24 protein-coding genes and 2 pseudogenes are annotated in these 25,710 nt (G+C 74.2%); 14 read left to right on the top strand and 12 right to left on the bottom strand.

The window, feature by feature from the left end; genetic code table 11:
* Positions 1-68: 68 nt before the first annotated feature.
* Together IF01_RS0115140 and IF01_RS0115135 are read left to right on the top strand one after the other, a co-directional pair.
* Complete coding sequence (locus IF01_RS0115140; RefSeq protein WP_030393921.1) at positions 69-1,169, top strand: calcium:cation antiporter; 1,101 nt, start codon at positions 69-71, stop codon at positions 1,167-1,169.
* A gap of 351 nt (positions 1,170-1,520) precedes the next feature.
* Positions 1,521-2,849 (top strand): geranylgeranyl reductase family protein, encoded by a 1,329-nt coding sequence (locus tag IF01_RS0115135; protein ID WP_030393920.1) that lies wholly within the window; start codon positions 1,521-1,523, stop codon positions 2,847-2,849.
* Positions 2,850-2,927: 78 nt separating this feature from the next.
* On the opposite strand, the gene IF01_RS0115130 is transcribed toward IF01_RS0115135, so the two are convergent.
* On the bottom strand, positions 2,928-3,362 hold the full coding sequence (locus tag IF01_RS0115130; RefSeq protein WP_051755372.1) for a peptidase inhibitor family I36 protein: 435 nt from the start codon (positions 3,360-3,362) through the stop codon (positions 2,928-2,930).
* 426 nt (positions 3,363-3,788) lie between these two features.
* Here IF01_RS0115130 and IF01_RS0115125 point away from each other — a divergent pair, with 426 nt between their 5' ends.
* The gene (locus IF01_RS0115125) at positions 3,789-4,748 is read left to right on the top strand and encodes a hypothetical protein (protein ID WP_157855235.1); all 960 of its coding nucleotides are present in this window, start codon (positions 3,789-3,791) and stop codon (positions 4,746-4,748) included.
* 92 nt (positions 4,749-4,840) lie between these two features.
* Here IF01_RS0115125 and IF01_RS0115120 read toward each other — a convergent pair whose 3' ends face one another.
* Positions 4,841-5,245, bottom strand: a complete 405-nt coding sequence (locus tag IF01_RS0115120; protein ID WP_157855234.1) for a hypothetical protein — start codon at positions 5,243-5,245, stop codon at positions 4,841-4,843.
* Between the two features lie 456 nt (positions 5,246-5,701).
* Here IF01_RS0115120 and IF01_RS43915 point away from each other — a divergent pair, with 456 nt between their 5' ends.
* The 4 genes from IF01_RS43915 to IF01_RS0115100 all read left to right on the top strand — a co-directional run bounded on the left by IF01_RS43915 (position 5,702) and on the right by IF01_RS0115100 (position 7,790).
* A complete protein-coding gene (locus IF01_RS43915) occupies positions 5,702-6,160 on the top strand; it encodes a hypothetical protein (protein WP_030393916.1) in 459 nt (152 codons plus the stop codon).
* A gap of 68 nt (positions 6,161-6,228) precedes the next feature.
* Positions 6,229-6,750: a hypothetical protein gene (locus tag IF01_RS46820; protein ID WP_157855233.1), complete on the top strand. Its 522-nt coding sequence runs from the start codon at positions 6,229-6,231 to the stop codon at positions 6,748-6,750.
* Positions 6,750-7,091, top strand: a complete 342-nt coding sequence (locus IF01_RS0115105) for a hypothetical protein (protein ID WP_051755370.1) — start codon at positions 6,750-6,752, stop codon at positions 7,089-7,091. The genes IF01_RS46820 and IF01_RS0115105 overlap by 1 nt, the downstream gene beginning before the upstream one ends.
* Before the next feature lie 51 nt (positions 7,092-7,142).
* Positions 7,143-7,790, top strand: coding sequence for a DJ-1/PfpI family protein (locus IF01_RS0115100; RefSeq protein ID WP_078880003.1), 648 nt, complete (start codon positions 7,143-7,145; stop codon positions 7,788-7,790).
* 12 nt (positions 7,791-7,802) lie between these two features.
* On the opposite strand, the gene ligD is transcribed toward IF01_RS0115100, so the two are convergent.
* The gene (ligD, locus tag IF01_RS51350; protein WP_063764215.1) at positions 7,803-9,650 is read right to left on the bottom strand and encodes a non-homologous end-joining DNA ligase; all 1,848 of its coding nucleotides are present in this window, start codon (positions 9,648-9,650) and stop codon (positions 7,803-7,805) included.
* 177 nt (positions 9,651-9,827) lie between these two features.
* Between ligD and IF01_RS0115090 the strand changes: the two genes are divergently transcribed.
* Together IF01_RS0115090 and IF01_RS0115085 are read left to right on the top strand one after the other, a co-directional pair.
* Positions 9,828-10,124 carry a putative quinol monooxygenase gene (locus IF01_RS0115090; RefSeq protein ID WP_030393911.1) on the top strand — a complete coding sequence of 99 codons (297 nt, stop codon included), beginning with the start codon at positions 9,828-9,830 and terminating at the stop codon, positions 10,122-10,124.
* A 119-nt stretch (positions 10,125-10,243) separates the two neighbouring features.
* Positions 10,244-10,843, top strand: coding sequence for a GNAT family N-acetyltransferase (locus IF01_RS0115085; protein ID WP_051755369.1), 600 nt, complete (start codon positions 10,244-10,246; stop codon positions 10,841-10,843).
* A 125-nt stretch (positions 10,844-10,968) separates the two neighbouring features.
* Here the strand turns inward: IF01_RS0115085 and IF01_RS0115080 are convergent, their stop codons facing one another.
* Genes IF01_RS0115080 through IF01_RS0115060 form a run of 5 tightly spaced genes read right to left on the bottom strand, consistent with a single transcriptional unit; the run spans position 10,969 to position 14,690 of the window.
* Positions 10,969-11,607 carry a TetR/AcrR family transcriptional regulator gene (locus IF01_RS0115080; protein ID WP_078879977.1) on the bottom strand — a complete coding sequence of 213 codons (639 nt, stop codon included), beginning with the start codon at positions 11,605-11,607 and terminating at the stop codon, positions 10,969-10,971.
* Positions 11,604-12,758 carry a saccharopine dehydrogenase family protein gene (locus IF01_RS0115075; protein ID WP_051755367.1) on the bottom strand — a complete coding sequence of 385 codons (1,155 nt, stop codon included), beginning with the start codon at positions 12,756-12,758 and terminating at the stop codon, positions 11,604-11,606. The genes IF01_RS0115080 and IF01_RS0115075 overlap by 4 nt, the downstream gene beginning before the upstream one ends.
* Positions 12,759-12,816: 58 nt before the next feature.
* A complete protein-coding gene (locus IF01_RS0115070; RefSeq protein ID WP_244215512.1) occupies positions 12,817-13,239 on the bottom strand; it encodes an MmcQ/YjbR family DNA-binding protein in 423 nt (140 codons plus the stop codon).
* A 3-nt stretch (positions 13,240-13,242) separates the two neighbouring features.
* On the bottom strand, positions 13,243-13,698 hold the full coding sequence (locus IF01_RS0115065) for a VOC family protein (RefSeq protein WP_030393906.1): 456 nt from the start codon (positions 13,696-13,698) through the stop codon (positions 13,243-13,245).
* A gap of 53 nt (positions 13,699-13,751) precedes the next feature.
* Positions 13,752-14,690, bottom strand: a complete 939-nt coding sequence (locus IF01_RS0115060) for a helix-turn-helix domain-containing protein (RefSeq protein ID WP_244215511.1) — start codon at positions 14,688-14,690, stop codon at positions 13,752-13,754.
* A 214-nt stretch (positions 14,691-14,904) separates the two neighbouring features.
* Between IF01_RS0115060 and IF01_RS0115055 the strand changes: the two genes are divergently transcribed.
* The 3 genes from IF01_RS0115055 (at position 14,905) to IF01_RS0115040 (ending at position 17,330) form a co-directional block, all read left to right on the top strand.
* Complete coding sequence (locus tag IF01_RS0115055) at positions 14,905-15,339, top strand: CBS domain-containing protein (RefSeq protein WP_030393904.1); 435 nt, start codon at positions 14,905-14,907, stop codon at positions 15,337-15,339.
* 381 nt (positions 15,340-15,720) lie between these two features.
* Positions 15,721-16,290 carry an RNA polymerase sigma factor gene (locus IF01_RS0115045; RefSeq protein WP_051755365.1) on the top strand — a complete coding sequence of 190 codons (570 nt, stop codon included), beginning with the start codon at positions 15,721-15,723 and terminating at the stop codon, positions 16,288-16,290.
* Complete coding sequence (locus tag IF01_RS0115040; RefSeq protein WP_157855232.1) at positions 16,287-17,330, top strand: hypothetical protein; 1,044 nt, start codon at positions 16,287-16,289, stop codon at positions 17,328-17,330. The genes IF01_RS0115045 and IF01_RS0115040 overlap by 4 nt, the downstream gene beginning before the upstream one ends.
* A 150-nt stretch (positions 17,331-17,480) precedes the next feature.
* Here IF01_RS0115040 and IF01_RS51790 read toward each other — a convergent pair.
* The 3 genes and pseudogenes from IF01_RS51790 to IF01_RS0115030 all read right to left on the bottom strand — a co-directional run.
* Positions 17,481-17,897 (bottom strand): annotated as a pseudogene (locus tag IF01_RS51790) (NPCBM/NEW2 domain-containing protein); the annotation flags it as partial.
* A 36-nt stretch (positions 17,898-17,933) separates the two neighbouring features.
* Positions 17,934-19,607 (bottom strand): annotated as a pseudogene (locus tag IF01_RS0115035) (NPCBM/NEW2 domain-containing protein); the annotation flags it as partial.
* A 151-nt stretch (positions 19,608-19,758) separates the two neighbouring features.
* A complete protein-coding gene (locus IF01_RS0115030; RefSeq protein WP_030393899.1) occupies positions 19,759-21,819 on the bottom strand; it encodes an alpha-galactosidase in 2,061 nt (686 codons plus the stop codon).
* Between the two features lie 546 nt (positions 21,820-22,365).
* Between IF01_RS0115030 and IF01_RS0115025 the strand changes: the two genes are divergently transcribed.
* Positions 22,366-23,364 (top strand): hypothetical protein, encoded by a 999-nt coding sequence (locus IF01_RS0115025; protein ID WP_157855231.1) that lies wholly within the window; start codon positions 22,366-22,368, stop codon positions 23,362-23,364.
* 80 nt (positions 23,365-23,444) lie between these two features.
* On the opposite strand, the gene IF01_RS0115020 is transcribed toward IF01_RS0115025, so the two are convergent.
* Positions 23,445-24,254 carry a DeoR/GlpR family DNA-binding transcription regulator gene (locus IF01_RS0115020; RefSeq protein WP_030393897.1) on the bottom strand — a complete coding sequence of 270 codons (810 nt, stop codon included), beginning with the start codon at positions 24,252-24,254 and terminating at the stop codon, positions 23,445-23,447.
* Positions 24,255-24,449: 195 nt separating this feature from the next.
* Between IF01_RS0115020 and IF01_RS0115015 the strand changes: the two genes are divergently transcribed.
* On the top strand, positions 24,450-25,547 hold the full coding sequence (locus IF01_RS0115015; protein WP_244215510.1) for a trypsin-like serine peptidase: 1,098 nt from the start codon (positions 24,450-24,452) through the stop codon (positions 25,545-25,547).
* Positions 25,548-25,710 lie beyond the last annotated feature (163 nt).

The raw sequence follows: 25,710 nt of genomic DNA, 5'->3' as shown, positions 1-25,710 counted from the left end.
GCCACATCCGCCGCCTCCCCGGCGGCGTCGCCACGGAACCCGGGCTTCCGGATGGGATGCTCGGCGGCATGTTCACCAAGCTCCGACCGCTCGTCACGCAGTGGACCACCGTCGTCCCGCTGCTGGCCCTCCTCGTCCTCGTCCTGACCTGGCACCGCGACCTCCCCGGCTGGGTGGTGGGGGTGGTGTCCTGCTTCCTCGCGGGCGCCGTGCTCGCCGCCGTGCACCACGCGGAGGTGGTCGCCCACCGGGTGGGGGAGCCGTTCGGTTCCCTGGTGCTCGCGGTCGCGGTGACGGTGATCGAGGTCGCGCTGATCGTGACCCTGATGGCGGACGGCGGTGACAAGTCGGCGACGCTCGCCCGGGACACCGTGTTCGCGGCGGTGATGATCACCTGCAACGGCATCGTCGGCGTGTCCATCCTGGCCGCCGCCATCAAGCACCGGGTGGCGGTCTTCAACGCCGAGGGGACGGGCGCGGCGCTGGCCACCATCGGGACCCTCGCCACGCTGAGCCTGGTCCTGCCGACCTTCACCACCAGCTCGCCCGGCCCCCAGTTCAACCCCACCCAGCTGGCCTTCGCGGCGGCCGCCTCGCTCGTGCTGTACCTGCTGTTCGTGGCCACGCTGACGTTCCGGCACCGGGACTACTTCCTGCCGGTCACCTCCGACGGCAAGGTGCTGGACGAGGAGGACCACGCCGACCCGCCGACCAAGCGCGCCATGGTGTTCAGCCTGGTGCTGCTCGGTGTGGCGCTGATCTCGGTGGTGGGCCTGGCCAAGGGCGTGTCGCCGACCATCGAGTCGGGGGTCGAGTCGGCGGGGCTGCCGTCCTCGGTCGTCGGTGTGGTGATCGCCCTGCTGGTCCTGCTGCCGGAGACCATCGCGGCCGTGCGCGCCGCCAGGCGCAACCGGGTGCAGACCAGCCTCAACCTGGCGCTCGGCTCTGCCCTCGCGAGCATCGGCCTCACCATCCCGGCCGTGGCGATCGCCTCGCACTGGCTCTCCGGTCCGCTGGTCCTCGGCCTCGACCCCGCGCATCTGGTGCTCCTGACGCTCACCCTCGTGGTCGGTACCCTGACGGTCATCCCGCGCCGGGCGACCCCGCTCCAGGGCGCGGTGCACCTGGCGATCCTGGCGGCCTACGTGGAGCTCGCGATCGTCCCCTGAGCGCCGCCCGCCTCCCCTGCGGGGCGGAGCGGGACGGTCGAACGGGCCGGCGACCTGGTGAGGTCGCCGGCCCTTCGTGCGTCCGCCCGTCCGCCCGTCCGTCCGTCCGGTCCGGGGCGTTCCGGGGCCGGGCCGATGTGCGGTGTTCGCGACATGATTGTCTGACTGATCGACCGTCATAATCCGGTCACTCCGGGGCGGGGGACCGGTGCGCCGGATCCGCCCGGAGCGGCCGGGCGGGCCGCCGGATGCCCGCGTGTCGGGTGCGGCGCGACCGCCGGGCTCCATATCGTCGGGTGTCCGCCGAATCAGCCGAGTCCGCCGCAGGACCGACACCCGTGGGAGCGTCGCATGCCCGGCCCAGCACAGCAGCCGTCCACCCGCCCGGCCGACCCGGCCAACCCGTCCGCCGACACCGCCGACGTCATCGTGGTCGGCGCGGGCCCCGCCGGCTCCACCGCCGCCTACCACCTGGCCCGGACCGGCCTGGATGTCCTCCTGCTGGAGAAGTCCGCCTTCCCCCGGGAGAAGGTCTGCGGCGACGGCCTCACCCCGCGCGCGGTACGGCAGTTGATCGATCTCGGCATCGACGTCTCGGAGTCCGCCGGCTGGCTGCACAACCGCGGACTGCGGATCGTCGCGGGCGGACACCGGCTGGAACTCGACTGGCCGGAACTCTCCGCCTTCCCCGGCTTCGGGCTCGTCCGCCGCCGCGCCGACTTCGACGAACTGCTCGCCCGCCGCGCCGCCGCGGCCGGCGCCCGACTGGTCGAACGGGCCAACGTGGACGGCCCGTTGCTCGACGAGCGGACCGGCCGGATCACCGGCGTCACCGCCCGGCTCGGCGAGGAGCGCCGCCCCGTCTCCTACCACGCGCCCCTGGTCGTGGCCGCCGACGGCAACTCCACCCGGCTCTCGCTGGCGATGAAGCGCTACCGCCGGACCGACCGCGCGATGGGCGTCGCCTACCGGACCTACTTCACCACCCCGCGCCACGAGGACCGCTACCTGGAGGCCTGGCTGGACCTGCGCGACCCGTCGGACCGGGACCGCCGCCTCCTCCCGGGCTACGGCTGGGTGTTCGGCATGGGCGACGGCACCGCCAACGTCGGCCTGGGCGTCGTCGACACCGGCGCGGTGCCGCGCGAGGTGGACTGGAAGCACCTGCTCCGCCGCTGGTGCGAGAACCTGCCCGCCGACTACGGCTACCACCCCGAGGCCGTCACCGAACCCATCCGGGGCTCCGCCCTCCCGATGGGCCTCAACCGTCAACCCCACTACGCCGACGGCCTGTTGCTGATCGGCGACGCGGGCGGCACGGTCAGCCCGGCCACCGGCGAGGGCATCGCCTACGCGATGGAGTCCGGCCGCTACGCCGCCGAGACCGTCGTCCAGGCCCTGGCCCGCCGCACCGACCGCGGCCGCGACCTCGCCCTGCGCGCCTACCCCCAGACCCTCCGCGCCGCCTACGACGGCTACTTCGCCCTCGGCCGCCTCACCGCCGCCGCGCTGAGCCGCCCCCGCCTGGTCGGCGCCGCGGGCGCCGCCGGCCTCGGCAACCCGGCCCTCCTCCGCGCCGCCTTCCGGCTGATGGTCAACCTGACCGAGCCCAACTCCCGCGACGCCCTGGACCGCCTCCTCCACATCCTCGGCCGCCTCGCCCCGAGCAGCCGGGGCTGACCCCACCGGCCGGCCGGACCGGTGGTCAGGGCCGCGGAGCGGTCGGACGATCCCCGCGGAGCCGCTGCCCCGGAATTCTCACGGGCAGTACTGGAAGAAGTCGAGGCACTGCGACGCGTTGTTGTTCTTCAGCTGGTCGTTGAGGTTGGCGCCGGTCAGGCGCTTGATGAACTGGCTCGGGCCGCTGTTGTTCGAGTTGAAGTAGACCGTCACGCTGTAGTTGAGGTTGAAGTTCCACGCCGACGCGGCGTTGTTCTTCACGTACGACCCGGCCCCGTTGCCCCCCGAGAACCTGTACCAGTTCGGAGCGCCGTAGTTCTCGGGGGTCTGCGAGTTGCCCCGGCCGTCCTCGAACGTGGCGCCCTTGAAGTCGGAGTTGAAGTAGAGGCAGAAGTCGCTACCGCTGCACGTGCCCGGGTTCGGGGCGGCGGAAGCGGCCGGCACCGAAATCGCGAGACCGCCGGCGGCGAGCAGCGCCGCGACCCCGATCCTGATATTCCCCGTGAGTTTCATGGTCACCTTTCGGGTGCTCGAATCGGCACGTCGAGCCGGATCGTGGACCGAAGCCCGGGCCGCCGGTCGCCCGCTCGAATCGCGGTCCGGCCTGCTCCGAATCGGCTGACGCCCCGGAGGTGGAAGTGCGCCCGTCCCACCGGGCCCTGAGTATCATCAGACAGCGCCCCACCCCGGTCAAGGCTCCTGACGGCCACTCACATCAGCTTTGCGGTAAGGAATGCGGGGGATATCGACCGCTCCGTGACGTATGCCAACAGCACGACCGCTCCCGGACTCGGCGTCCATATCGGGCGAACGCGGACGCACCGCGTGAACGGGGGGCCAGGGGGCGAATGGCCGACCGATCGACCGGAATGCACGAGTACCACCAAGAAATCGGAAAAAGCCTCGAAGGGACCGAATGCCGTGCCGCGCGGAAATCCGATGATTCGAGCGACCCTTCTTCTGGCGGGACTCCTCGCCGCGACCTCCGCGGCCTGCACGAGTGCGGGCGGACCGGACTCGGGCCGCCCGCCGGACTCCCCGGCACCGGCCGGCTCCGCTGCCGCAGTCCCGGCAGTCCCCGCTCCCGCCGTCCCGGACGTCCCCGTGCTGGCGAGCACCTCGGACCGGGCGCTCCCGGTCGAGAAGTACCTGATCAACCCGGAGGAGAACGCGCGGATGGACCGCGGCTGGGCCCGTCTGGTCTCGACCTGCATGAAGCGGTTCGGGCTGGACTACGAGCCGGCGGTCCGCGAGTCCGACCGACGCACCGGCCAGACCGCGCACCGGTACGACCCCACCGACCCGGCCGTCGCCGCCGTCCGCGGGTACCACGGCGATGCCTCGGGGGACGGGTCGACGCCGACACCGACCGAGTCCCTCTCCCCGGACGTGCGCCTCGTGCTCGGCGCGGGGAGCGGGGCACCCCAAGCTCCGGGGGGTTCCCGGACGGGGGTCTTCCGCGGGACCCCGATCCCCCCGGGCGGATGCGCGGGCGAGGCCCAGCAGGCGGTCACCGCGGGCGGCGGGACGTTCCAGGACGCGCAGGTGGCCGTGGACGTCAACTTCGGCAACTACCAACGGTCGACGGCCGACGAGAGGGTCAAGGAGGTGTTCCGGAAATGGTCCTCGTGCATGAAGGCGAGCGGATTCGACTACGGGACGCCGGCCGCCGCCGCGAACGACGCCGCCTGGCACTCCCCGGTCCCCTCGGCGACCGAGCTGGCCACGGCGGCCGCCGATGTCCGGTGCAAGCGGGAGAACAACGTGGTCGGCGTCTGGTTCGCGGTCGAATCCGCCTACGAGGAGCGGGAGATCGAGGAGAAGCTGCCGGAACTCACCCGGGTGCGGGAATCGATCGACATCACCCTCCGGAACGCGGCGGCCGCCCTGCTGCCCTGAGCGCCGCCGCCCCGCACCGGCCCACGCAGCCCCGCACCCGCCGCCCCGCACCGCCGCCTGGCTCGGCGAACACCGGGTCGTCGGCGGTCGGTTCACCCGGACGGGGCCTGGTCGTCGAACCAGGCGCGGCCGACGGGGGAGAGGAAGGTGCGGAGGACGAAGGCGCCGAGGGCGATGCCGGTGAGGGCGGCGAGGGAGCCGGTCAGCAGGAGGAGGGCGGCCGTCGCCACCGAGAGGGCCTCGACGACGACCACGGTGGTCCTGGTCCAGCCCGCGCGGCGGGAGGCGAGGCCGGCGCAGGTGCCGAGCAGCAGGCCCACCAGGACGGAGGCCATCGCGATGAACCGTACCGGTGCGACCTCGCCGCCCTGGTTGCGGCCGAGGGCGGCGAGCAGCACGAGGCCCGCGAATCCGCTGAGTGCGGCGTGCACCCACACGCCCGCGACCGCCCACCTGACCGCCCGCGGCATGCGCCGCGCTGTCCACTGGTCCGTCATCGCTGACCACCCCCGGTCGTCGAGCGGCCCTGCTCGGTGGCCGGGCCGTACCGGCGAGGATCGGGGCGGTTCCGGCGGACTGTCAATGGAACGGATGCGCTCCGCGTCGGTGCGGTCACCGTCCGCCGCTGGTTGCGGGGGCTGCCGCGACCCGAGCTTGGGGGCGCGACCGAAGGGGCCGCGCGCCCCCAGGGACCGGTCCGCGCGGGGGTGCGTCGCCGGAGGCCGCCGTTCCGCGAGTCGTCCCCTTCCCCGTCCCCGTTCGGTGCGGTGGGGCGGGCGGTGAGCGGGGTGATCATGGCTCGATCCTGGCACGGCCGGGCGTCGGCGCCGAGAGGATTCCGGACAGCTGCGAGTCGTCACCCGGAGTGACCCGGGACGCCGGGCGGTCCCGGGGGCGCGGGCCTAACCTGGAAGGGCGCGCCGGTGCGTGGTGCGGAACGGGAACGGTGGGCCATGACAGTCGTCTCGGCGGCACTCTTCGGGGCCGGTTGGCGTGCGACGTCACGCGGTTCCGCCGCCCTGCTGCGCGAGTGCGCGGCACGGGGCTGGACGGTGGTCCTGACCGCCCCCGGCCCGAGCGGGACCCCGGCACTCACCGTGACCGATCCTGGCCGCGATCCGGTCCGGGTCGCCCTCGACCTGGTCGACGGCAAACCGTCGCACGCCGTGTTCGTCGCCGCGAGCGCGCCCGAGGTCCGGGTCGCGCGGCTGGCCGGAGTGCCCTGTGTCGCGGTGCTCGGTCCCGGCCCCGGTGTCACGGCCGCGGAGGTGAGGGCGGCGGGAGCCGCCGAGGTGCACCCCGACGCCGCGGCCCTGTTGTGTGTGCTGGACGACAGCCTGCTCGCCCGTCCGCGGGCGTTCGGCGACCGTCGCCCGGCCGCGTCCGTCGCCCTCGCGGGCCGGAGCGGTTAGCGCACCCCCCACCGGGCAGACGCCCGGACGGGATGTCGTCGTCACCGGACGTGCCGGAGGTGACCGAGATGGACGGACCCGCTTTGAGCGGACGGGAGCGGCGGCTCCTCGCCGAGATCGAGTGCGATCTGAGCCGGGACACCCGCCTCGACCGGCGGTTGAGCACGATGGGAGCGGAACGGCCGCACCGCGTCGGGAGCGCGCTGCGCGGCCTCGGCCGCCGATTGCCGACCGGCGTGCTGATGACGGCGCTGGTGATGGCGGCGCTCTGCCTCAGCATCGCGGTGCGCAAGCCGACGGCCGTGGTGGCGATCGCCACGGGAGCCGTGTGGGTCGGCAGCGTCATGATCGCGGCCGGTCTCTCGGTCGTGCTGCGCCGCCACCGGCGGCACCGGGTCGACCCGGCGGACGGCTCGCCGGACCGGGGGGACCACTGGGGCCGCGGGCCGTGGCCCGGTGAGCACCGGAGCTGGGGCCCGTACCACGACCGGGGCGACGGCCGGGGCGCCGGTCGGGCCGACGACCCGGGTGACGACCGCGACGACCCGGGCCGCCGCGAACGCCGCCCGTGGGACCACCCGGAGGCGTGATGACCACCGAGCTGAGGGAGTACCGTCCGGGCTCCCACCATGCCGCCGACCTCGTCCTGGTCGGCTACGACGTCGAGGCGACGGACGGCCCGCTCGGCCGGGTCGACCAGGACGCCGGGGACCACCTGCTGGTGGACACCAGGCCGTGGGTGCCGGGCGCCCCGCTGCTGGTCCCGATCGGGACGGTCGCCCGGGTCGACCACCTGGAGCTGGTCGTCCACCTGGACTGCCCGCGCGCCCGGATCCGCCTCGCCCCGCCGCCCGCCGCCGTCGAACTGGCCGGGCGCGGCCCGACCGCCGCCGACCGCGTGGACCGGTCCGGTGCGCGCCCCGGCGGCTGAGCCGGTGCGAGCCGTGTCCGTGAGCGGAGGGAGAACCGGGTGGTGGCCCGGATGCCGCTGACCGTCCTCACCGGCCGGACGATCGCCTTCCTGGTCGCTCCCGAAGGTGTCGAGCAGGTGGACCTCACCGTCCCCTGGCAGGCCGTGGCGGAGGCCGGCGGCACGCCGCGGCTGCTGTCCACCCGCCCCGGACTCGTCGACGCGTACCGGCACCTCGACCGGGCGGACGCCTTCCCCGTCGACGACGTGGTCGCGCTGGCACACCCGGGTGCCTACGACGGCCTGGTACTGCCGGGCGGCGTCGCCAACCCCGACTGCCTGCGCCTGGACCGCGCGGCCGTGGCCCTGGTCCATCAGCTGGCCGCCGTCGGCCGGCCGGTCGCGGTGACCGGCCACGGCGCGTGGACGCTGATCGAGGCGGACGCGGTGCGCGGACGCACCCTCACCTCCTCGCCGAGCATCCGAACCGACCTGGTGAACGCCGGTGCTTACTGGGCCGACGAACCGGTCCACGTCTGCCGGGACGGCCCCGGGGTGCTGGTCTCCGGCCGTCGGCCGAGCGACCTGCCGGCCTTCACCGAGGCCCTGGTGACGGAGTTCGCGCACGCCCGGCCGGCTGGCGGCCCGCACCCGCCGTGGGCCCTCGCCCACGAGCCGGTCCCGTCCCGCCACACCGAGGGAGAAGCGGAACCGAACTGACGGCGCAGGTCCTCAGTCGCCGCGCAGGCGGACGAACAGCGCCGCCGGCGGCCGGCCGGTGACGGTCACCTCGGCCCGCAGCGGGGCGGTCAGCGGCCGGACGTCGCCGTACTGCGGATCGTGGACGGGCGCCCCGAGCCGCCCGGCGGCCAGCTCCGCCACCTGCCGCGACTGGAGCGGCGACAGCGGCGGGGAGGAGAGCAGCACCCGGCCGTCGTCCAGCTCCAGGACCACCGCCCGGGGCCGCGCGGGCGGTCCGGTCACGGCGCGGACGGTGGCGTCCACGGTGTCGCCGCGCCGGTACTTCACCCAGACCCGGCCCGCCCCGCGCGGCCGGTACGCCGAACCGGCGGCCTTGCAGACCAGCCCCTCCACGCCGGTGTCGGCGAGCTGCTCCGTCCAGGTCAGCGCCTCGGCCCGGTCGGTGGTCGCCAGGACCGGCTGGACCGGCGGCGGCACCTCGGCCAGCGCGGCCAGCAGCAACCGCCGCCGGTCGGCCAGCGGCAGGGACCGGACGTCCCGGCCGGGCAGGGCGAGCACGTCGAAGGCGATCAGCCCCAGCGCCACGTCCTCGGCGGCCCCGTCCCGCCTGGTCCGCAGCAGTTCCTCGAAGGCGAACCGGCCACCGCGCCAGGCGACCAGCTCCGCGTCCAGCACCAGCCCGGCCGGCAGCCGGGCGACCGCAGCGGCGATCGGCGGGAACTCGGCGGCGAGGTCCCGTCCGGAGCGGGACTGCAGGAACGCCGGGCGGTCCGGACCCCGGGCGAAGGCCACGCAGCGGAAGCCGTCCAGCTTCAGTTCGTAGAGCACCCCGCCGCCGCCGAGGCCGTCCGCCGGCGGCACGGCGGGCACGGCGGCCGGGCGCATCACCTCCACCGGAGGGGTCAGGACCACCGGGTCGCGGCCGCCCGAGGACGGGGACTTGGACTTGGACGGGGCCGGGGACGGGGACGCGGGTCGGGCGCGGTGCGGCGCGGCCGCGGGCAGCGGCCGGGCCCGCGCCGGGTCCAGCAGCGGCCCGAGCGGATCCCCGTGGGCCGCCAGCCGCTCCGGCACCTCGGCGATCGTGAACACCAGCTCCGCCGCCGACCCGGCCGCGTCCAGCTCCGCCCAGGACAGCGGCGCCGACACCGTCGGCCGCTCCTGCGCCCGCACCGTGTACGGGGCGGCCGTGGTCTTCTTCGCCGAGTTCTGGGACCAGTCGACCAGCACCCGGCCGGTGCGGCGGGCCTTCGCCATGGTGTGCACGACCAGCTCCGGGCGGGCCGCCTCCAGCTCGGCCGCCAGCTCCTTCGCGTAGGCGGACACCCGGGCGCTCGGCGTGGGCTCCAGCGGCACCAGCAGATGGAGGCCCTTGCCGCCGGAGGTCTTCACCCAGGCCTCCAGACCGTCCGCCGCGAGCCGCTCGCGGAGCAGCCCGGCCACGGTGCGACAGGTGAGGACGTCCGCCCCCGCGCCCGGATCGAGGTCCAGCACCAACCGGTCCGCCAGCCCGGGCGCGGCGGCGTGCCACTGCGGCACGTGCAGCTCCAGACAGCCCAGGTTGACCACCGAGAGCAGCCCGGCGCCGTCCTCCAGCACCACCTGGCGCAGCTCGCCGCTGTTGCTCGGCACCTCCGCCGTGCGCACCCAGTCGGGCGTGCCGGGCGGTGGGTTCTTCGCCACGAACACCTCGGCCGCCACGCCGTCCGGGCAGCGCAGGAAGGACACCGGACGGTCGCGCAGGTGCGGCAGCAGGGCGCTGTGGACGGCGGCGTAGTAGCGCAGGACCTCGCCCTTGAGGGTGCCGGTCCGCGGGAAGTAGACCTTGTCCAGGTGCGAGAGCGCGAGGGTGCGCCCGTCGACCGTCATCTGCGGCATCGCCGCCTCCGGGGCTGCGCGCGGGCCCGGGTCCACCGGGCCCTTCGCGGCCAGTCTGCCCGCCGCCGGGGCACGGCGCGAGCCGTCCCGCCGGTGCCCGCCGCCCGGAATAGGTGCGGTCCCGGCCCTGTTGGCCACCGGTGATCGCAGACGATCACCGGAATCCAGGGGGACGAAATGAGTGGACCGATCACCGCTGTCGCCAGACTGAAGGCCGCACCGGGGCAGGAGGAGCTGGTACGGGCCCAGGCACTGTCCCTGGTCGCGCCGACGCTCGCCGAGCCCGGCTGCCTGTTCTACCGCCCGTACCAGGACCCGCTCGACCCCGCGTCCTGGGTGGTCGTCGAACAGTGGGCGACCCGGGCCGACTTCGACGCCCACCTCGCCGCGCCCCACATGGCCGAGGCCTTCGCCGCCGGCCCCACCCTGCTGGCCGCCCCGCCGGACCTCCAACTCCTCACCGACCTGGCCTGACACCCGCCCGGGGCACCGGGCCGAGGGAACGGCGCGGCGGCCGGCCTGCGCCCGGGGATCGGGGCCTTCGCCCCCGTCCCGGCCCTCGTCCGGTGACCCGGCGGACAGGCTCCGCAGCAATGACCCAACTCCGCCTGATCGGCCCCAGCCTGGCGCTGCGCGAGGTCGAACCCGCGGACACCGGCGACCTCCTGGCGATCTACGGTGACCCCGAAGCCACCCGGCACCTCAGCTTCGAACCCCGCACCCGCGAGCAGGTCGACGCGATCACTGCCCGCTCCGTCGACTCCGCGCACGCCACCCCGTGTACCGAGTACTGCCTGGCCGTGACCCGACGCGGCGAGCACCGGCTGATCGGCTACGCCCGCCTGGCCACCGAGCCGCAGCAGGCCGCCACCATCGGCTTCGCCCTCCACCCGGCCGCATGGGGCAAGGGCCTCGGCACCGAGACCGTCCACCTGCTCTGCGCCCTCGGCTTCGACGTCCTCGGCCTGCACCGCATCTGGGCCGCCCGAGCACCGCTCAACGAGGCCTCGGCCCGGACCCTGCTCCGGGCCGGAATGACCGAGGACGGCCGGATCCGGGACCACGTGTTCGTCCACGGGGCATGGCGCGACTCGATCACCTACTCGATCCTGGAACACGAGTGGGCCCCGATCGACGGCCTGGACACCGGCGGAGCCGCCGGATCCGATCGCGGACCCGGCCCGGCAGGGTGATCCGCCCCTCGGCGTCGGATCCGAAGACGACCGACCCGGCGGCGCGGGTGTGTACTTCGGAACCGGGGGGCTCTACCGCTGGAGTGGGCGACGGGGATCGAACTCGCGCGACAAGCCCGGGTAGGTCAGGATCCGAGCAGGGCGTGGGCGGTGCGGACCAATGCCTCGTCGGTGGCGGGGTCGCGTTCGCCCGCCACTCCGGAGCGGAACAGCGATGCGCCCTCGATCAGCATGATGAACACCCCGGCGCGGGCGCGCAGTTCCTCCTCGGGCAGGTCGGGGTGGCGGCGGGCGAGGAAGGCGGTCACCTGGGTCCGGTAGTCGCCGTAGAAACCGCGGACGGCCGCGGACACGGTCGTGTCGCGGGCGGCCAGGGCCCACACCTCGACGAACAGCCGCATCAGGCGGGCGTCCTCCTGTTCGGCCAGCAGGGTGGTGACCACCCCGGCGGTTGCCCCGGGGGCATCGGCATCGGCGTCGGCGGCGAGCAGGGGCGCCAGTCGTTCGGCGGAGCGCCGCAGCACCCGCTCCAGTACGGCGGCGACCAGGTCTGCGTGGGTGGGGAAGTAGTACTGGAGGTGGCCCAGCCGTACGCCGGCCGCCGCGGCCACGGCGCGCATCGTCCACTCCGGGCCGCCCTCGGCGACCAGGACCTCCTCGGCGGCGTCCAGCAGGGCTTCCCGCCGTTCCGCGCCCTTCCGCCCCCGCCCTCGGGCCGGGGCGGCGGACGATGTGGACGGGGTCGGGTCGGGTGCGGTGCTCATGCTGCAGCATCCAAGCCCGGAGCGGAGCCGATGTCGACCGCTACCCCCAGGGCGGCGAGGTCGGCCACCACCCGGTCCGGCCGGGGGGTCTGCTCGGGGAAGGAGACGCCGGCCGGGGCTGCCGCCGCGCCGTCCGAGCCGAGGGCGCGGCGCAGGGCGAGCAGGCCGCCGACGGCGGTGAGGTGGGCCTGGCCGGCGCGGTCCTCGACGACCGCGGTGAGGGTGCGGCCGGCGTGCCCGACGTCGACGCGCAGCAGTGCGGTGCCGCCCGCGCCGGGGGAGTACAGCAGGGCGCGGCGGGCGGACTGCCAGCGTTCGCCCCGGCCCCAGCGGAAGAAGCCGGTGTGCTTGGCGGCCAGCAGGGCCCGGGTGCTGAGGTCGGAGCTGAAGCCGATCCGGGTGGTGGCGGTGGTGGTGCCGAGGGTGAGCGGCAGGGTGAACTGCTCGGGCGTGTCGATCCGGGCGACCCGGGTGGGGTGGTCGCCGATCCGGACGGTGTGCGCCTCGGTCAGCGGGGCGACGGTGCGGCGCCGGCCCTCGCTGATCACCTCGTAGTCCAGCCCCAGCCGGTCCATGAACTCCACCGAGTCCGCGCCGGCCCGGTCGGCGAGGTCCCAGCGGATCGCGGTCTCGACCCGGTCCGCCCCGCCGAGGCGTTCGGCGAGCGCGGCCGCGACGAGTCCGACCACGCCGCCCATCCAGGCCGAGGAGAGCAGCACCGGCGCGGTGGGGCGCAGCAGCGCGGCCACGGTGGCGGCGCGCTGGAGGCGGACGGTCCAGCGGGTGACGTCCACGTACGGGACGCCTGCGCGGGCCGCCGCCCGGAGCACCCGGTCGTCGGGGTCGTTGACGACGCCGACGACGGCGCTCACCGCCGCGGTGAAGGGCGTCGGGTCGGCGAGGTCCCAGCGGCGGACGGCGGCGTGCGGGGCGCCGCCGAGTTCGCGGACGAGGTCCGCGCCGCGCTGCTCGGAGCGGCCGGTGAGCAGGACGGGGTGCTCGGCCGCGACCAGGCGGGCGAGTTCACTGCCGACCGTCCCGTAGCCGCCGACCAGCAGGACCGGTCCTCGGGGGTCGGGCGTGAGGAGGTCGGGCCCGAGGAGGTCGGGGCTGTCGAGGTCGGGGGCCGGGGAACTCTTCGAAGTGGTCATACGCAAAAACTAGGTCAGGTGACCTAAAAATTACATCAAGAGAGCGAGGCGGCGACGGTCAAGGCCGCCGCCCGCCACCCCCGCCGGTCACCAGGGCGTGCGCGTCCGCGACCAGGTCCTCGACCCGCTCCCAGTCCACCGGCGGGACGTCGATGCGGACGCCGACCCAACCCCGGTGGCCGACGTAGGGCGGGCGGAAGAAGAGCTCCGGCTCCTCCGCGACCAGGAACTCCTGCGCGCCGGCCGCCGCCGGGCACCAGAACGCCAGGCGGTCGTCGTGGTGGCGCTCGGCGAGCATCACGAACACCCGCGCCCGGCGGCCGACGCCGGCGAACCAGGTCGGCTCGCCGTGGCTGACCCGCTCGTCCACCTCCGGCAGGGCCAGGCAGACGGCCCGCAGCCGCTCCACGGCCGCCCCGCCGTCGGCCGGCACCGGGCCGGGCCGACCGGTGGTCGGCGCCGGACGGTCGGCGGCCCGCACCGCTCAGCCCGCCGAGGGGCGCGGGGCACCCGGGTAGCTGCCGAAGTACCAGCGGTTGCCCTCGGGGTCGGCGGCGGCGAAGTCGCGCGAGCCGTACTCGGTGTCGTACGGCGCGGTGGTGATCCGCGCCCCGGCGGCGGCCGCCCGCGCGTGCAGGGCGTCCGGGTCCGCCGTCACCACGTAGCCGGTGAAGGTCCCGGGGCCGCCGGGCCAGGGCTCGCCGCCCTCGGGAGTCGGCCGGTCGGAGCCCAGCATGATCCCGCCGCCCTCCGGCCACGCCAGTTCGGCATGGGCCACGAACTCGCCCTCGCCGTAGGCGACGACCTCCTCGAAGCCGAACGCCTCCACCAGGAAGCGGATCAGCGCCCGGGCGTCACGGGCCCGCAGACTGGGCCAGACCTGCGGGGCGGGCGCCGCCCCGCCGCCGGTGCCACTCGTGTTCGCGTTGTCGGTGGCCATGGCCGGTACCTCCTCGGTTCGGGGCGGCCCGCCCGGGTGGGGCCGGTCCGCCGTCATGCCTCCCACTCTGGCCCGGGCCCGGCCGCCCCGCCTTGGACGTTTCGGAACTTCGCCCCGTCCGGGCCCTCCTCGGCGAGCCAGACCGTCGGCGCGCACCCCGCGAGCGTGCGGAACTCGCGCGCCAGATGGGCCTGGTCGAAGTACCCGCAGCGCACCGCGAGCTCCGCCAGCCGGGGCGCCGGACCGGGCGCGGCCAGCAGCCGCCGGGCGCGGTCGAACCGGATCACCCGGGCGGCGGCCTTCGGCGTGAGCCCGGTCTCCCGGCGGAACCGGTCCTGGAGATGCCGGCCGCTCCAGCCGGTCTCCTCGGCGAGCGCGGCCACCGGCAGCGCCCCGCCGCTGCGCCGCAGCGCGTCCCAGGCCCGCAGCACCTCGGGCGGCACCCGGCCGGACGGGTGCGCGAGCCGCAGCAGCGCGCCGTCCAGTGCCGCGAACCGCTCCGGCCAGGTCCGCGCCTCCCGCACGGCCTCCTGGAGCCGCTCGGCGACCGCGCCGAGCACCGCCTCCGCCGGTACGTCCAGTTCGGCGAGCTCCCCGGCCGGCAGCCCGAACAGCGCCCGCGCCGCCAGCGGGTGGACGGCGACCTGGATGCCGGACTGCCGGCCGTCGTGGCTGATCAGCGCCGGGGCCGTGTGCAGCCCGCCGAGCAGGGTGGCGAACCGGCCGGGGGGCTGGGCCGGGTCCGGGTGGCCCGCCATGGTGAGCGGTTCGTCCAAGGTCACGATGAAGGTCAGGTACGGGGACGGCAGGCCCCGGTGCAGGGCGGGCGGCAGTCCCCGTTGGCGGTAACCCGAGTACCAGGCCACATAGGGGCGCAGCGCGGTGGCGGGCCGTGCCCGGACCGCCTCGTCGACCAGGTCGGGGGTGGTCGTCACCGCTGTCCGGTCCGGCGCCCGTACTGCACCGGGCGCCCCGGCGAACTCCTCCGTCACGTCCCCAGTATCGTCCCGCCGGAGCCTCGGCGACGCCGTGGCGACGGCCTGCCACCAGGCCCGCCGACGGCCTCCCGGCCCCACCCGCCGACGGCCTCCCGGCCACGCTCGGCAACCGCCGCCCCGGATGCGCTCGCGGACCCCCGGCACCCGTGCGTAGGGTGGGCGCACCGGAACACCCGGTGCTCGGGGGAGACCCTGAGGAGGAGTCCCCGTGACTACTGCCCGAGACATCATGCACGCCGGCGCCCAGTGCGTCGCCGCCGACCAGAGCCTCGCCGACGCCGCCCGGATGATGCGCGACATGAACGTCGGCGCCCTCCCGATCTGCGGCTCGGACCAGAAGCTGAAGGGCATCATCACCGACCGCGACATCATCGTCCGGTGCATCGCCGAGGGGCGGGACCCGGCGACGATGAAGGCCATGGAGCTGGCCGGCCACCTGCACTGCGTCCACGCGGACGACAGCATGGACGCGGTGCTGCACAAGATGGAGCAGCACCAGATCCGCCGCATCCCGGTCATCGACGGCGACCGGCTGGTCGGCATGATCAGCGAGGCCGACCTCGCGATGGGCCACCGCGAGGGCCAGCGGCTGACGGACCAGCAGATCGTCGACTTCATGGACAGCGTCTACATGACCCGGTGACGCCTCGGCCGGTGACGCCGCCGCCCGCCGCGGACGCCCCGGGACCCCCGTGCCGCACCGGCACGGGGGTCCCGTTCGCTCCGGGCGCTCTGTAACAGAATCCCCGGACCGGTTAACGCGGGCGCCCCGCCGGCCCTCCTGGTCGTGGAAGTGTGGCGACGACGACAGGAGCGCTGGTGGATCCCGTGACGGGCTCGGTGGTGGCAGGTGTACTGGGGTTGCTGGGGGCCCTGGTCACCCTGGTGGGGCAGTTACGGCCGCGCCGGCGGGACCGGCCCCAGCCGCCCCCGGTCGTGGTCGTCCTCGCGGTCCGCGCGAGCCGGTCCGAGGACGACCGACGAAAGCGACCGGAGCCGCACGAGGAGCGGAGTCGCGGCGCGCATGAGTGAGACCGGCCCGGAGGGGGAGGCCGCGTCGGCGGCGTCCCTCGGCCACCTTCCGGCCCCTGCCGACGGCAGCGGGACCGGAGCCCGGCACGGCGAGTTCGCGTACTTCTACCGCACCTGCCTCCGCCGGCTGGTGGCCTTCCTGATGTGGCAGGGGGCCCCGGCCGCGCTGGCCGCGGACCTGGCCCAGGACACCATGGTCAAGGCGTACGAACGGTGGGACCGGATCCAGTCGCCGGAGGCCTGGTGCCGAAGAGTCGCGTCCCGTGAACTCGTGCGCGCCTTCAGCCAGGTCGAGGACAGCATCGAGGAACTCGCGCTCGAACCGACCTCGCTGCTGCCGGCACCGGGCCGTGCCGCCGAGTGGGAGGACGAGCAGGAGATCCTGCGGTTGCTGGGCGGCCTGCCCGCCCGTCAGCGCCAGGTCCTGGCGTGGACGCTGGACGGCTACACGCCGACGGAGATCGCGGCCGAGCTGGGCATGCGGCCCGCGGCGGTCCGCGCCAGCCTGTTCAAGGCGAGGCTGGCCGTCTCCAGCAGAATGACCGATCGAGAGGGGGAATGATGGCCGAGCGCGGTTCTCCCGAGCGCCGCACCCGTGATTACTCGGACCGGATGGCGGCGCTGCGGAAATCCTTCCTGCACGGGCTCGACACCCATCTGGACGTGGAGGCCGGGCTGCGCGAGGTGATGCTGTGCGCCCGTCACAAGGAGCTGGCGGAGGGCCTGGACGCCGTGCTCGACATCGAGGCCGGGCTGGTGTCCGTGTTGTCCCGCGGCACGGCCAGGACGGAGTTCGAGGAAGCGGCCGCCCCGCTCTACGACGTCGGCCTGATGCACCAGCGGTTCGAGCTGATCGGCCCCGAACAGCGACTGGTGCTGCGCGGGCACCCGCTGGTCACCTCGGCCATCCTCGCGGACCTGCTGATCCGTACCGTGGTGCTGGCCCAGGACCTCACCTACGGCCTGGGATTCGGCCGCTACCACGGGATGCCGCTGCAGCGGGCGGTGTTCGCCGCCCAGGGGGTCGCCCGGGGCATCGCGCAGGAGCTCGACCGGCGGGCCGCCCTCGCCTGGGACCTGCGGGACCGCGCCCACGAGATCGTGGCGCTGCTCGAACCCCACTACCCGGAGATCGACCGGGCCCGCCGGGTCGGACAGCTCCTGGTGCGGGAGATGGTGACCACGATCGACGCGCGGGTGCGGACGGCGGACCACCCGGCGATCGCCGAATTCCTGCGCGCCTGCGAGGTGTTCATGTACGCGGTGATCGGCGGCGACCTCACCCGGGCGGTCCGGGAGGTGGAGTACCTGTCCCGGGTGCTGGTCGAGCAGGTCGGCGAGCTGCTCGAACTCGGCGAACCGGAGACCCTGGACCTGGAGTTCCTGGCCGAGGTCCTGGACGACTTCACCACCGCCGACCTCACCTCGGTCGACCTCGCCGGGGTCGACCTGGCCGGCGTCCGCTGGTCGGAGCTGCGCACCCGGTGGCCCGCCGCCATCAGCGTGGACCAGCTCCGGGCGGACTCCCGCGAGACGCTGCCCGGGTCCGGGATCTACGTCGTCAGGCCGGGCACCGGGACCCGTGACGTGACCAGGGTCTGAGGACGCCGGACGGGCGCGGCGCCGGGGTTCCGGCGCCGCGCCCGCCCTCGACCGCGCCCGCGGTCGCCCGCCGGCCGCGTCCGCTGCCGCGGCCGGCGGGGGTCGACAGGTGGATCAGTGGATCAACGGTCGGGCATCAACGGTCGGGCATCAGCAGGTCAGCACCGGAGCGGCCCAGTCGGCGTGGTCGCTGTTGGTGCCGTCGCCGCCGTCCGTCACCACGAGCCGCAGCTCGTTGGCCCCGGCCAGTGCCGCCGTCAGGTGCTTGACGCCGGACGCGGAGGTGACCCGGCCGCTGTCGGCGACCTTGGTGTCGTCGGCGTAGATCTCGAAGGAGACCGAACCGCGGCCCTGGGCCTCGGCGTCGATGCCGACATCGGTGCTGAACGAGGAGCAGGCGCCGCCGAGGTAGTAGACGATCTCGCTGAACGCGTTGACGCCCAGGCCCTTGGCGTAGGTGGTGCCGCCGATGGTGATGGTGCTGCCGTCCCGCGCCTGGTTGTCGCCGTTGCTCATGTCGCGCTCGACCGGGCCCCAGCTGTTGCCCGCCGCCGACCAGTTGAGGTCGGAGACCTGGTACGTCCCGGCGGCCGGGCCGTCGCCGCAGGCGACCCGGACGTTCGCCCAGTCGGCGTGGTCCCAGGAGGTGCCGTCGCCGCCGTCGGTGACGACCAGCTTCAGCTCCTGCGCCCCGGTGAGGTCGGCGGTGAGCCGTCGCGCCGGGTCCTGGCCGGTGACCGGACCGCTGTCGGCGGCCTTCACGCCGTCCTTGAAGACCTGGAACACCACCGAGCCGTGGCCGTAGGCGTCGTCGTCGATGCCCACGTCGGTGACCAGGTTGCGGCAGGTCCCGCCGAGGTGGAAGCCGATCTCACTGGGGGCGTGCACCCCGAGGCCGTTGGCGAACTGGGCGCCGCGGATGGTGATCGTCCCGCCGTCGCCGGCCACGTGGTCGCCGTTGCTGCGGTCGCGCTCCACCGGGCCCCAGAAGTTGGACGCCGAGGTGAACGGCAGGTCGCTCAGCCGGGTCACGCCCGAGGGCGGGGAGACCGGCGAGCTCGGGGTGACCCGGAACATCGCCGTGCCGTGGCCGGGCACCACCGCGCTGATCGCGCCGTTGCCGGTGCTGCTCTTCTTCGACCACAGGTCCTTGACCTTGTAGGACTCGGCGCCGCCGATCCCGACCGCCTGCGCGGTGGTGCTGATGGTGGCGTCGTAGGAGCCCTCGTTGGTGAGGGTGACCGAACGGCTGCCGTCCGCCAGCGGCTTGCTCATCACCACCAGCCCGTTCTCCCGGGAGACCACGGCGCCCTGCTTGCCCAGCGGGTCCTGGTCCACCGCGATCACATCGGTGTTGGTGAGGATCTCCAGGGTCTCCGGCTCGGCGGTCCGCAGGTCGGTGCCGATCATCAGCGGGGCGGCCATCTGCGCCCAGAGGCTGAAGTGGGTCCGGTACTCGGTGCCGGTCATGCCGCCGTTGCCGACCTCCAGCATGTCCGGGTCGTTGAACGCCCCGGCCTTGGCGTAGTTCGCCAGGCCCTGGTTGGCCTGCGCGATGGAGATCATGCTCTGCCAGTTGTCGCTGATGTCACCGGTGGTGCGCCAGGAGTTGCCGACCGGCTGGGCCCAGTTCCACGGCCCGGTGCTGCCCCACTCGCAGATGCTGTAGAGGATGGAGCGGCCGGTCTTCTTCAGCGCGTCGCCCATGGCCTTGTACCGGGTGCGCGCGTCGATGCCCTTGTTGTTGCAGTTGTCGTACTTGAGGTAGTCGACGCCCCAGGACGCCCACAGGTCGGCGTCCTGCTGCTCGTGGCCGAGCCCGCCGGGGAAACCCTTGACGTCGCAGGTGTGGTCGCCGGCGCTGGAGTAGATGCCGAACTTCAGCCCCTTGCCGTGCACATAGTCGGCGAGGGCCTTGATGCCGTGCGGGAAGCGGACCGGGTCGGCCACCAGGTTGCCGCTCGCGTCGCGCTGGGGCAGGGCCCAGCAGTCGTCGAGGTTGACGTACTGGTAGCCGGCCGCCTTGAGGCCCTTGGAGACGAAGATGTCGGCGATGCCCTTGATCATCGCCTCGTTGAACTGGGCCCCGCAGTAGGTGGAGTTCCAGTTGTTGAAGCCCATCTGCGGCGTCAGGTTGAGGCCGTTGTCGAGGGCCGCGGCCGCCGGTGCGGTGGCGAGCTGGAGCCCCACCGTCACGGCGCCGCCGCCGGCGAACAGGGCCAGTGCGGTGAGCGCGGACGCGGCACGGCGCGCCGGTCGGGCGTCGGGGGTTCGCACGAATCCTCCATCGGGGGATCGGAGTTGGACGGGGGAAACAGACCGGCCGGCCTGGCGGGGGAGCCTGGCGGCAGACCGGTCGGACCGGCTGGAGGGGGTTGGTCGGGTCCTGCGGATCACACCGGACGGGGCCGGTGGAGCGGCGGTCCGCTCAGTTCAGCGGCGTCCAGGCCTGGCCGGCCGCGGCCGGGTTCGGCGGGTCGAGCACCACGGAGGACGTCGGTGCGGACCGCGGGGCGTCCAGGGCGAGTCCGCTGGCGACGTTGGTGATGGTCAGCGCGCCGGTGGCGGCGTTCTGGGTGACCCGCCACTTCTGGTTGGGGCTGTTGGGGTCCCAGCGGTTGAGCACCCAGGCGGGCGAGCCGTTGCCGCTGCCGCCGGTCAGCGTGCCGTGGGTCTGGGTGGGCGTGTCGCAGTTGTCGGTGATCCGGACGGTGCCGTCGGGGTTCGGGGTGAACTTCCACTGCTCCGAGGTGTGCCAGTCCCACCAGGTGTTGATGTCGGTGGTCGAGCCGTCGGGCGCGGAGCACATGCCGTTGACCTCCAGCACCTGCCCGCCGGTGCCGCCGGCGCTGATGCCGTGGTAGCGGCCGTCGCCGACGACCGCCGCCGGGACGGTGGCGGGCAGCGCCTTGAGGCGGTACATGGTGACGCCGTGGGCCGGGACCCAGCCGCCGAGGGAGCCGGTGGAGGTGCCGGTGGCGCCGGTCCAGAGGTCCTTGGCGGTGTAGCCGGGGCCGGTCAGTCCGAGGTCGGCCAGCGTGGTGGTGATGTTCCGCCAGCCGGACGGGTCCTGGTTGATCAGCAGCACCGCCGTGTCGCCGTCGGCCAGTTGGCGCTTGAGGACGATCGGGTCGGTGGCGTTGTTCGGCGCGTGGCCGACGAGGGTGGCCGGCTTGCCCAGGCGGTCCTGGTTCACCGCGACGACGTCGGCGTTCTTGTAGACCGCCAGGGCCGAATCACTGATGCCGGTGGACCAGTTGTAGCCCTGGGAGCTGTGCTGGGAGTCGGCGGCGGTGCGCAGGTCGGCGCCGCTGATGAGCGGGGAGGCCATCATGGCGAGGACGGACATCTCGCTGCGCGACTCGTCGTCGGTCATCGGCTTGTGGCACACGCAGCTGTCGGTGGTGCCGTAGATGCCGTAGGGGTTCAGCCACCCCGCGAACATCATGTCCATGTCGTTCCAGCTGCCGGGCCGGACGTTGGCCGGGTACTGGAGCGTGGTCCGCAACTGGCCGTTGTAGAGCACGCCGTCCAGGTCCGGGCCCCGGTCGCCGCCGATCCGGCACAGGTTGGCGACCTGGCCGCACCACTTGCCGGTCGGCGCGTAGCCGGGCGCCTCGCGCTCGGGGGTGCCGGCGGCGACCACCACCGGGTCGGTGCGGGCCGGGTCGTCGGGGGCCAGCAGGTAGGGCACGCCGCTGTGCACCGGCTGGGCGGACACGCTCAGGGTGACCTTGGGCCGGTTCTGCGCGGCCGAGGCGGCGTCCAGCGCCCGGCGGAAGTCCTGCACCCGGGCGTAGATCGAGCGGGTGAGCTCGCGGCCGATGCCCTGGGTGTAGTAGTCGTGGCCGTCGGGGCCGACGATCCTCGGCCCGTAGGGGCAGTCGTCGTACTTCACGTAGTCGACGCCCCAGGAGACGAAGTCGGCGGCGTCGGTGCTCTCGTGGCCCAGGCTGCCGGGGCGGCCCTGGCAGGTGGTGTAGGTGGTGGTGGCGTAGAGGCCGAACTTCATGCCCTTGCTGTGCGCGTACCAGGACAGGTACTCGATGCCGTTGAGCGTCCGGCCGTTGACGGTGCGGGCCGGGAAGCGCTCCGGGTCGGGCACCAGGTGGCCGCTGGTCGGGTCGATGCCGTTGCCGTCGGTGCCGCTGACCGGGTTGCGGTTGGCGTCGTAGAGCTGCATCGCGCCCTCGGCGGTCTTCGCGAAGTTCGCGGTCTGCCCGTCGCGGTGGCCGAGCGACCATCCGTCGTCGATGGTGACGGTGTTGTAGCCGGCCGCGACCAGGCCCCGGGAGACCATGAAGTCGATGGTCTGGAGGACCTGTTGCTGGGTGACGGCGGTGCCGAGGGTGTTCCAGGAGTTCCAGCCCATCGGCGGGGTGAGGGCCTGTCCGTTCTCGACGGCGGCGGCGGGGGTCGCCGAGGGGCCGAGCGCGAGCGTGCCGAGTCCGGCCGAGGCGAGGGCCAGGGCGAGCAGCGTGCGGGGCACTGCTCGGAGCGCTGCTCGGGACAGGGAGAGGGGCAGGGGGCGGGACGTGGTGCGGGACGTGGTGCGGGGGCGGTGCGGCGCAGTTCTGCGCATGGGCGCTCCAGGGCGCGAGTGGGGGTGGGTGGGGGTGCGTGGAGGCGCTGAGGTGCGGCAGGGGAGTCGCCGTGATGCTTTCTGTCTCTTTTTCGAACAGAAAGCAACGCAGCATAGACACGTCAGAACCTGTCACTCAAGAGGGCGTGCGAACCGCGGAGGCCTTGTCATCACTTGCCCCATATGACATGTCACGGCTTGATCTCGGCAGCGAAGGGCACTTGACGGCCCGTCAAAACAGGGTGTGGTATTTCACATTGCGTTTGAATGTGTTTGGTTCTGCTGCTGAGGAGCGGCTCGGCGAACGGGTGGTCGGTCGGCCGGCCGCCCCGGGCGTGTACGGGACGGCGTCGGCGGGCAGGTGACACCTCGTGACGGGTGACCGCCCGGGCAGGGGCCGTTCGGCGGCCTCCGGCGGGTCACCGTCCGTCAGCAGGACGGGAGGGCGCGGCAGTGACCAGGGAATGGACCGGGGTGTCGCTGGAGAACGTTCGGCTCGAGGTGGCGGAGATCGCCGGCCAGGCATTCCGGCCGGATCCCTCGGCTGCGCTGCCGGAACGGGTGGAGGTCTACCGGATCCTGGACGGCCGGGGCGAGCCGCTGCCCTGCACGCCGGCCGAGCACGAGCGCTGGGAGCTGGCCGCCGTGGCCTGCCTCGGCCGGCTGTCGCGGGCCCTGGAGGAGTTCTACCGGGCGCACGGCGGCACCATGATCGAGATCGACCTCGTCACCGGCCGGGGAATCCGCTACGGCATCGGCCGGCCGCGTCGCTGGCCGGGATGGGAGCGGCGGGCCGTCGAACGGTCGGCCCGGGCCCAGCAGGTCCTCGCGCTGGAGGTGGCGCGGGCCGTCGAGGAGTACCGGCCGGTTCGGGCGGAGGTCGCCCTGCGGGTGACCGAGGAGCGCGCGGCCCGCCGGGCGGCGATGGAGGCCGAGCAGCGGGCGACGCGGCACCGCCGGACGGTCCTCGACGAGCTGGCCCAGCGCCGGGTGTGGCAGTACCGGAGCGCCGGTCCGGGGGAGCCGGTCCTCGTCCGGCGCATCGACCTGTCAGGGACGGGGACGGGGACGGAACCGGGTGGCGCGGTGGCCGCCGCTTTCGACGGCTCGGTGATGGTCGATCAGGAGTCCGTTTCGGCACGGGAGTTGGCGGATGCGCTGAACGCCTTCGCGCGGCGGGCGGAGAGCCCGGTCGACATCCGGTGGGACGAGCGCGCCAGGGCCGGGACCGAGGCGGAGTGCCTGGCCCGGGAGGTGCGCCTGACCTTCCTGGAGTGGTGGCAGGATCTGGCCGGGCCCAGCTGGCGGCCCGGCCCGCACGGTCCCGTTCCGGTCTTCGTACCGCCCGGGCAGCGGGCCTCCGCTCCCCGGCCGAGTTTCGGCGGCACCGGCATGGGCGGCACCGGCGGCTTCACCGGCGGGCACTCCTACGGCGGGTTCGGCGGCTACTGACCCGGCCGCCGGGCTCCGGCACGGCTGCCGCCGCTCGGCGTCCGGCTCCCGCCCCGGTGACGGGCGGTCAGGACCGGCGGTCAGGCCCCCGCGACCGGGGCGACGACGAGCTCCCCGACGGCTTCGGTCAGGGCGGCCCGGGCCTGGGTGTTCAGCGCCGAATCGGTGACGAACACATCGATCTCGTCGAGCGTGGCGAAGCCGCTGAGCGCGACCACGCCCCACTTGGTGTGGTCGGCGACGACGGCGACCCGGCGCGCCGAGGCGACCAGCGCCCGGTTGGTCTGGGCCTCCGCGAGGTTGGGCGTGGTCAGACCGGCCCGCTCGGACACCCCGTGGGCGCCCAGGATCAGCAGGTCGACGTGGAGCGAGCGGACGGCCTGGTCGGCCAGCGGCCCGACCAGCGCGGCCGAGGGCGTGGGCGAGCCGCCGGTCAGCAGCAGCGAGGGGGCGCCCGTCCCGTGCTCGTCGCCGGCCGAGCGGACCAGCTCCGCGACCGGCAGCGAGTTGGTGACCACGGTGAGGCGGGGGATGTGCAGCAGCCGGGCCGCGACCGCGTAGGCGGTGGTGCCCGCGGCGACGGCGATCACACTGCCCGGCTCGACCAGGGTGGCGGCGGCCTCGGCCACCGCGGCCTTCGCGGCCGACTCCAGGCCGGACTTGGCCTCGAAGCCGGGTTCGTCGATTGCGGTGTCCGAGGCGGAGACGGCGCCGCCGTGCACCTTCTTCACCACGCCCGAACGCTCCAGGGCGTCGAGGTCGCGTCGCACGGTCATGTCCGAGACGCCCAACTGGTCGACCAGCTCGGCGACGCGCACCGCCCCGCTGCGGCGCACCATCTCGGCGATCAGCGCTTGCCGCTGGTGGGCCAGCAGTCCGGTGTCCGCCACGGATGCGCTCCCTCGTGCTGGTGTGCCATCAGGCCCGACAGTCCGTAAAGGATACTGGCTGGCCGCATACGCCCGACCACCACGGTGCTCGCCGATACGCGACCGAGACGCCTTTACCGGATCCTGACCCGATCGACGGACGCCCGCGACGCCGTCCACACAGAAGCCTGACGGGGCGCGGCTAGCGTCCCGCCCATGTCCAAGACACCTGGTACCACTGCCGAGACGCCCGGAACCACCGCCGGAACCACGGGCGCCGACCGGACCCTGCCGCGCGGGCGCGCCCTCCTGGGGGCGCTGCTGCTCAGCGCGACCGCGGCCGCGCTGCTGCCGACCACCGCGGTCGCCGCGGAACGCGAGTCCGTCACGGCCCACGCCGGCGCCACGACCACCGAGGAGCGCGACCGGATCGACGCCTACTGGACCCCCGACCGGATGCGGCTCGCGGGCGCCCTCGTCCCCGAGATCACGCCCGTGCCCGAGGACGACCGCACGCCCGACGACCCCCGGCCGCTGCCCGCCGGCACCCCGGACCCGGGCGCCGTCTGGACCCACGGCGGGGCGGTGGAGCGCAGCGTGGGGCGGCTGTTCTTCACCTTCTCCGACGGCTACGACGGCAGCTGCACCGCCACGGTCGTCACCGCCGCGAACCGCAGCACCGTCATCACCGCCGCGCACTGTCTGCGGGGCGTCGGGTCCCCCACCGCCGAGGGCACCTGGCGGCACAACCTGTACTTCGTCCCCGGCTACCGCAACGGCACCAAGCCGCTCGGCGGCTTCAGCGTCCGGAGCATGGCCACCTCCTCGCACTGGGACGCCGACCCGGGCGGCACGAGCTCGGACGCCGTCGCCGCGGCCGGCCACGACACCGGGATGCTCGTGCTGAACCGCTCGGCCGACGGGCGGCGGGTCGCCGAGGTCACCGGAAGCCAGCGGATCGCGTTCACCCGGCCCGTGGCGGGCGAGTTCGTCGACACCTTCGGGTATCCGAAGGACCGGCTCAACGATCCCGCCGCCAAGTACGCCGGCTCGCGCATGATCCACTGCGCCGGACCCGCCCGCCAAGGCCCGGCGGCCCCGCTGCTGTGGGGCGAGTCCTGCGACATGTCGCACGGGGCGAGCGGAGGCCCCCACCTGATCGGCTTCGACCCCCGGACCGGTACCGGCACGGTCGTGGGCGTCACCACCACGACCGAGGAACTCGCGGGCGGAAGTGCCGGCACGCTCTACGCGACCCGTCTGGGTGACGGTGCGCGCCGTCTTTACGACTGGGCGTGTGGTCGGGCGGTCTGACACCGGCCGGGAGTTGTCTGCGGGGGAACGCACGACGCCGCTGGTCACCTGACTGTCCCCTGTGGGGGTGGTCGGGTGCAGCGGCGTTGTTGTGGTGCGCCCCCGTGGTGGTGGGGGTGGGGGTGTTACTTGGTGAGGCCGGCCTTGACGGAGCAGACGGGCC

Source organism: Kitasatospora purpeofusca (assembly GCF_000718025.1).
Taxonomy (GTDB): domain Bacteria; phylum Actinomycetota; class Actinomycetes; order Streptomycetales; family Streptomycetaceae; genus Kitasatospora; species Kitasatospora purpeofusca.
The sequence above is the reverse complement of the archived record's forward strand: the minus strand, read 5'-3'. Positions and strand labels throughout refer to the sequence as shown.